This window comes from Microcystis sp. M44BS1 (assembly GCF_020244875.1).
Classification (GTDB): Bacteria; Cyanobacteriota; Cyanobacteriia; order Cyanobacteriales; family Microcystaceae; genus Microcystis; species Microcystis panniformis.
The window spans coordinates 1-7166 of record NZ_JADBVM010000169.1 but is presented as its reverse complement, the minus strand read 5'-3'; the positions used below and the strand labels follow the sequence as shown (position 1 = coordinate 7166).

Here is a 7166-nt window from a genome sequence, read left to right as displayed (position 1 = left end):
ATAAGACTTTTGGACTTTTTTCCCCTCAAAAAGTGCCAGCCATTGCGGGGATCGGGGGAAAATTCAGGTACTTTTTCCCTGAAAATTAGGTAGTTGACCACCTCAAAACTGGTAAAACCCCACACCCCACACCCCACACCCTGCCACCACCGAAAAGCTTTTTCAGCAAACCCTATTTAGTCCTTCTTTACTTTAAGTTAAGAAACTTATCTAAGGCTAGAACCATATTCGGCGGCCAACGGCGCACGCTTTTTACCCAATCGAGGTCTTGATAGCGGGTATCCATGCCGACGGCGGCTACCCAATTGCTTTCCGCCTCTCCCTGTTGTCCTTGGGTCCATAAAACGGCGCTTAAGGCGGCTCTGACATCGGGGAACATAGGGTATTTGCGGGCAATATTCCGCATTTTTTGGACTGCTTCGGGATATCTGCCCAATTCGTACAGGGCCAGCGCCAGATTAGCTTGCGCCCAGGCAAAATTCGGGGCTAGTTGGGTGGCTTGGCGATAGTCTTTGACGGCGGCTTCCCAATCCCCTAAACCGCCCTCAGCGTTGCCGCGATTGTTATAGGCAAAGGCATCATTGGGATCTAGTTCTAAAACTTTATTATAATCGGCGATCGCTTCTTGATATTTACCTTCTCCTTCTAAAGCGGTGCCACGATTGAGGTAGGGATCGGGGGCATCGGGGGCAATGGCGATCGCTTGGTTGAAGTCAGCGATCGCATCCTCTAATTTATTGAGACTGACTCTGGCATTGCCGCGATTACTCCAGACGGCGGGATTAGTGGGGAATTTGGTGACTAATTCGGTCCAATAGCTTTCGGCCTGGGCGTAATCCCCTTTTTCTGTGGCTTCTAGGGCTTTTTCGGCGATAACTTCCCCTTCTCTAATCTGTTCTTCGCTAATAGTCGGGCTATCGGCATAAGCCGCTATGGGTAGGGCAAAAAAGAGCAATAGACTCAATACACAAGCGGTGATCCAACGCATAATTACTTCATAATTTGTTACTTAATCTTTTCTCAATCTACCCTACTTAGGTGAACTCTGCCCTAGATAGTCTTGATAGCCTAGTCGTTGAAGATTGCTTTGTTTTTCGAGGACGGAATCGGTGAGGGATTGACGATAGGCGATAACTTGCTCTAAAAGATCAGTATTACCAGTGGCGAGAATTTGAACCGCTAAAAGTCCGGCATTTTTGGCATTACCGATCGCCACCGTGGCCACGGGAATGCCTGCGGGCATCTGTACAATTGAATAGAGAGAGTCTAACCCTTGTAAAGTGCGCGTGACTACGGGAACCCCAATCACGGGTAAGGGGGTTAGAGATGCTACCATCCCGGGTAAATGGGCAGCGCCGCCGGCTCCGGCGATAATCACTTTTATTCCCCTTAAATGAGCGTTTTTGCCGTATTCAAACATTTTTTCGGGGGTACGATGGGCCGAGACGATGGCGACTTCGTGGCTAATCTGAAAAACCTCTAAAACTGCGATCGCTTCTTTCATGGTGGGTAAGTCGGAATCACTGCCCATAATTACACCCACTAGGGGCGCTGCTGTCACCATAGTTGCTAGAAAATAAATTTGTTTTTTAATCTTATAGCAGGGTTTGTTATTTTGTCTTCAAACCCTACTGATCAGATTTCCCCTAAATTGTATCGGGATCGATGCCTAATTCTCGCAGTTTTTGTGCCAATTTTTCCTTAGCTTGTCGTTCCCTTTCTTTTTCTAAAAGAGCCTGTTCTTTTGCCTGTCGTTGCTGTAATTCCGCTTCTTGAGGAGTGGGGACTAATTGACCATCGGCGGTAAAATAACGCAGTTTACGGTCAAATATCCCTAAATATAATCCTAACTGTTCACTCCACAGATAACCCTGTTCATTGGGAGAAATGGCTTGATATTGTCCCTCAATTAGTCTAAATCCTTGTAATTCTAACGTATTAGGATCGAACCAAAAATAATTAGGAGTGCGAAAGGTATTCTGATAGAGAGTTTTCTTGTTCTTGCGGTCAATATTGGCCGTAGAATCGGAGAGAATCTCGACAATTACATCGGGATATTTACCCTGTTCTCCCCAAACTACCCAACTTTTGCGGGGACGTTTTTCGGTATCTAAAACCACAAAAAAATCGGGACCCCAGAAATCACGTTTTTTTAGTTGTTCCGCTTTGTAGTAGATGGTTAGATTTCCCGAAGCGTAGTAATCACTCCTCTCGCGCCATAATAATTCTAGACAACTAAGGAGAATGATGATCTGTTGCAGGTGTAGATCACTTGCCAAGGGTGGTTCATCACTCCATAAATCTGTGGGGGGATAGGTGACATCTGGGATCATGTCTAGGGCTGTCATGACTTTTTCCAGGTATTTTAGGATTGATTAATTATAGCGTTTTTCCCACTACTTTAGAGATGGTACTGGGGGATTTTTGCCCCTAATTTAATTCTAAGTAGGTAGGCGTTAAAAGTTGTCAGACACCCCCCTTATCAAGGGTAGGGTTGATTCATGAATCAACCCTACCTTATCAAGGAGGGCAGGGGGGATCGAACCTAAAATCCATTTTTAATTTAATTATAACCAGAACGTAGGTTGGGTTGAAGCATGAAACCCAACGCCCGCATGGGTTACGCTACCGCTAATACCAAATTTCTAAATCCATGACAGACATCCACGCTCGAATGCTTGCCAAACCTTCATTCGTTGTGACGCGAATAAAGAAAAATGGTATAACCCATCCTACAAATAATTGTGCCTCCCTACTTATCGATGGTAGAAAAAAAACCCACCTTTTCTGAGGGGGTAAGGGACAGGGCGATCGCTATTGCCGTTTCTAAACTAAAGCCTGACTGCAAATAATGATGGGAATTGGTTGCTCCTCACCTTGCAAGCGGCGGCGATCTAACCAGTCTCGCATCTCATGTTGGCTGTATAATTTCTTCAGTTCGCTAAACAAAGCTTCTCCTGTCAGGCTACGGCGCTTAATCAGGTTTAACTCGCGCTTGAGTACAGTGGTAATCGGTTGGCGAAAGGCCTGTTCTAATAGGTTAACCTGCTTACGGATTTCTTCATCCTGCGTGGTTTTGAACAGCAGTCCCAATTCTCGCAAGATGTATCGCTGTCCTTGAGTCAGAGAACGGCTGTACTCCCGTTCCGATTGGCGGTGTTGGACTTCTTGAGCAAATTTAATCTTGACTTGCATGACTGCTTGGTTGTAATTTTTGGGCAGCGGCAGTGCTGCTTCTTCTGGGTTGGTTTTGAGCATTCCTAAAATGCGGGCAGTATCTTTTGATCTGATCTCTCCCTGTTCATCGAGCCAGTATAATTGCTGGTAGCCCTTCCAATCTTTGCGGTTCGGATAAGAAGCTTCACAGAAGACAATTATGCCCTTATTCAGAGAAAAGCGAGCCGTTCGGATGCCGTGAGGCAGGTTAGTTATCCGTTCGTATTCAGCCGGATTTTCTCGCTGGAGTTGTCTGAGAATTTCTTCCGCTTCATTGAGGTCGAGAAATTCTCCCTCATCTTCAAACAAACTTAATTGATGACTACCACTTTTTTCATAAATCGCATACATAGCCTCTTCGTTAAGCTGTTCTGTGGGGTCAAGAATTGCCGCATCCTCACCGATGGTTTCATGAATTTCTTGAATGCGGTTTTTGAGTTTTTGTCGTAATCCTAGATTCCGCTCTAATCCCGTCTCTGGGAGAAAATTAAAGCCGTAAACCACATCATTCTCGCTGCCAATCCGATCGATCCGACCAAACCTTTGAATGAGTCGGACGGGATTCCAATGCAGGTCATAATTAACAATCAGGTTGCCATCTTGTAGGTTTAAACCTTCGGCTAAAACATCGGTAGCAATTAAAGTCTTGATTTCCGACTCTCCCTGTTGAAATTTATAGTATTTGTTGGCTTTGGGGGCAAATCTTCCCACTACCCGCGCCTTATTTTTATCGCCACTGTAAATGACTTCTAGATCGTCTCGATCGCCGTTAGGATTGAGGTTTTGATACAAGTAAGAGGCGGTATCAGCATACTGAGTAAAAATGAGGCACTTGCTATCCTGCAGCGGAGGTTTATTCAACCAGCTTTTGAGGGTTTGTAATTTAGCGTCTTTGTCTGGGGTAATTGGCTCAACTAAGTGCAAAATTCTCTCTAGCAATTGGATGTCATGTTCGAGGTGTTTCTGCAATCTTGGGGCATCAAAATCAGCTAGATCATACTTCCCAGATGCCTGACGCAAGGCATCGATAATGTCTTGTTCTTCCCCATTATTTGGTTCATAGAGAATTGCTTGAGCTTCTTCCCCGGCGGGGATAATTCCTTGGCGTAAAGCTTCTCGAAAGCGTTGATGGACTTGCAGTAATTTCTTAACAGTTTGTTGGAAGGCATAAACGCTAGATTCAAAGCGTTTGAATAACAGAACTCGCATCAGTCCTCTTAAATTTGCTCCCCCAGTTTGTAAACTGATTAATGGTTCTTGTTTGCGCTTATTTGGTAATACATAATTTCCCAAACCATAACGAGCATAGCAAAGTTCATTTTTACGAGGGTTGGCTGGTTGTCGTTGGCGAGATTTCCCTAAATATTGGCGCAGTTCTTGGTAAAGTCCTTGATAGGTATCTTCAATACTATATTCAATGGTTTGTAGTTCTCTTTTGGGAAAGAACTGATGCTTACCACCCACAATAACGTAAGCGCGTTGATTGCCGTTTAAATAATCCTTGAAATTGTCTGCATCTACGGGTTTATGAGTCTTGGCATCAAAGCCGTACCAGCGTAAAATGTGGTTGCGGGTGCGCCGGATCAAGATGTTAGATAACAAGTCAGGTAACTGCCGTTCCCTTTTCTCTACTAATCGAAAATATTCTTTTAGATCGGGCGGTTCTATGGGTAAATCTGTCTTATCATCTTGATGAAAAAGTTTAATCTGATGATAAATATCCCAAGCACTTTTATTACGAGGAGTTGCTGTCAGAAAACAGCATTGTCTCCCAGCTGCTAAAAAGGCTTCGACGATTTTATATTTTTGGGTTGCAACATTCCGCAGGTTATGACTTTCATCAATTAAGATAAAATCTCGATCTTTGTATTTAAAATCTTCTAATAAAACTCTGATGCCACTGGTTTCATCTTCCCGCAGCAATCCCATCGATAAAACGCGGGCGTTAAGTTGATAAATTTCGTTGTAGCGTTCCCACATTTCCACCAGTGGCGCTGGACAAATAATTAAGGGGCGGGCTTTTTCCACTTGTTCAAAGCGTTTGACAATGGCAGCACCAATGAAGCTTTTTCCTAGTCCTACCACATCGGAAACAAAACAACCTCCATACTCGCGGATGAGTTTAACTGCTTGGTTAACTGCTACTTTTTGAAAGTCTGCTAGTTTCTCGGTAATTTCGTTATCTATCATCATTTCGCTGGCAGTTTCTTCTGTCAATCGATCGCGCACGAGCATATAGAGAGTTTTCATATAGATGTCGTAGGGACGTACTGGCATCATCGCCCAAGACTGTTGTAAAGACTGCATCAGTGTTCCATCAAATTCTGTTGCTTCCTGCCAAAGTTGATTAAACCATTCTGTTAAACTGGCGTGATTTTCATTACCGTGAACGATAACATTAAGTTCGGTATTGTGGGAAATTCCTGATAAAGTAAGGTTAGAAGAACCGACGATAGCAAGGCCTTTTTCTTGACGTTCTAGGGGTTGTCCCTGCTGGTTATAAATTGTCCCGTAGTCGAAGATATAGGCTTTAGCATGGAGTCGCCCTTGAGTATAAACTCGCACCTGAAGGCGTTTTTCTTCAATCATTTGAACCAGCTTTTTTACTAAGGTTTCTGCTTCATCTGTTTGGTCCATCAGTTCGACGCTGGAACGAATATTATCGGCGGTTTCTGTTGCCATCTGCTTGCGTTCTGTCCGTTTGGGGTATTCTTGTGCTTCCAGATGGTCTTTAATTAGTTCTAAGCGGCGGTAGCCTTCTGCTAGTTGTTCGATGGTTTCCCGGTTACTGGTGTTGCCAATCAGGAGGCGCATTTGTTGGATAGTGGCGAGACGAGGTGCGATCGCAGTAAAGCCGGAGAGGAAAAAGTAACCGACGGCAAAATGAGCGGCTTCCGAGGACTGAAGAATTTGGTTGATGTTATCGACTAATTTTTGCTGGCGATTGTCGATGATGTCGTGGGTAGGCATAGTTCGATTTTTGAATTTTAGGGCTGTAACCAGTTTTCTATTACTAGATTATAAATATTTTCAAAATCACGAGTATTATCGGTTACTAAAATATCCTGCCGAGAACGAGCAACGCTTGCGATTAAAGCATCTAACTGTCCTGTTGGTTTGCCAATTTTTCTAAGTTCAGATTGAATTTTGCCAAATTCGATTGCAGCTTGTTCATCAAAAGCTATTATCGGTAACTGGTTGGCAAATCTGGTTAATGTATCTAAGTTACGTTCTAACTGAGTTGAGCAATAAACTCCTTTATATAGTTCCCCTAAGACTAAAGTGGATAGGTAAGATTCCTGATACTTAAGTCTAAAATGTGAAACGACCGTCAGATTCCCTTTGAGAATGGCAATACGGATGTTAGTATCCAGTAAATACATGAATTTTCGGCTTAATCATCGAATTTAATTTCCACACCTAGATCAGCATGGCGCTCTCGGTCAATTTCAGAAAATATATCATCGAGTTCTGGTTGATTTTTCCATACTCCAATAAGAGTTTCTAAGTCTTCCCACAATAATTTTTTTTGAATTAAATTGTCAGGGATTGACCGAGAAATTTTTACGCCATTAGGGAGAGATAAATCTTCTAATAGCTCGATAGTATTGCCTTTGATAATTCCTTGTATTTTCATAGTAGTTTAGGATAATGCTTGCTCAACTAAGACGGCAGTTTCACGATCTAGAACAGAGAGAGTTTCTTGAATTAAATTGACTTCACTAGCGGTTCTCACACCTGTGTGGCACATTTAAACCTTTGCTGATTAAGCTTTTTAACATCGATAATGTACCTCTTGTGAACAGGAACCGCTATAGAACAGAAAGCGGGTTTCTGGTAAATAGCTAAATTAAAGCTCAGATTTTGTTAAGAAACCCGCTTTCTCCCAGCTTCTTTCTAAAGTCGATTACTTGTGAGGGGGTAGTTGTTGCTTGTGTCATGGTTTCATT

General features: G+C 43.2%; 6 protein-coding genes. All 6 read right to left on the bottom strand.

The window, feature by feature from the left end; translation table 11 throughout:
• Window positions 1–187: 187 nt before the first annotated feature.
• The 6 genes from IM515_RS13640 to IM515_RS13615 all read right to left on the bottom strand — a co-directional run bounded on the left by IM515_RS13640 (window position 188) and on the right by IM515_RS13615 (window position 6853).
• Complete coding sequence (locus IM515_RS13640) at window positions 188–988, bottom strand: tetratricopeptide repeat protein (protein ID WP_193960164.1); 801 nt, start codon at window positions 986–988, stop codon at window positions 188–190.
• 42 nt (window positions 989–1030) lie between these two features.
• Window positions 1031–1564: a 5-(carboxyamino)imidazole ribonucleotide mutase gene (gene purE, locus IM515_RS13635; RefSeq protein WP_066029554.1), complete on the bottom strand. Its 534-nt coding sequence runs from the start codon at window positions 1562–1564 to the stop codon at window positions 1031–1033.
• 82 nt (window positions 1565–1646) lie between these two features.
• The gene (locus tag IM515_RS13630; protein WP_287632881.1) at window positions 1647–2348 is read right to left on the bottom strand and encodes a Uma2 family endonuclease; all 702 of its coding nucleotides are present in this window, start codon (window positions 2346–2348) and stop codon (window positions 1647–1649) included.
• Window positions 2349–2826: 478 nt separating this feature from the next.
• On the bottom strand, window positions 2827–6186 hold the full coding sequence (locus IM515_RS13625; RefSeq protein WP_287630082.1) for a helicase-related protein: 3360 nt from the start codon (window positions 6184–6186) through the stop codon (window positions 2827–2829).
• A gap of 17 nt (window positions 6187–6203) precedes the next feature.
• Entirely contained in the window at window positions 6204–6599 is a 396-nt protein-coding gene (locus tag IM515_RS13620) for a type II toxin-antitoxin system VapC family toxin (RefSeq protein ID WP_287630081.1), read from the bottom strand.
• Window positions 6600–6610: 11 nt separating this feature from the next.
• Window positions 6611–6853: a hypothetical protein gene (locus IM515_RS13615; RefSeq protein WP_287630080.1), complete on the bottom strand. Its 243-nt coding sequence runs from the start codon at window positions 6851–6853 to the stop codon at window positions 6611–6613.
• Window positions 6854–7166 lie beyond the last annotated feature (313 nt).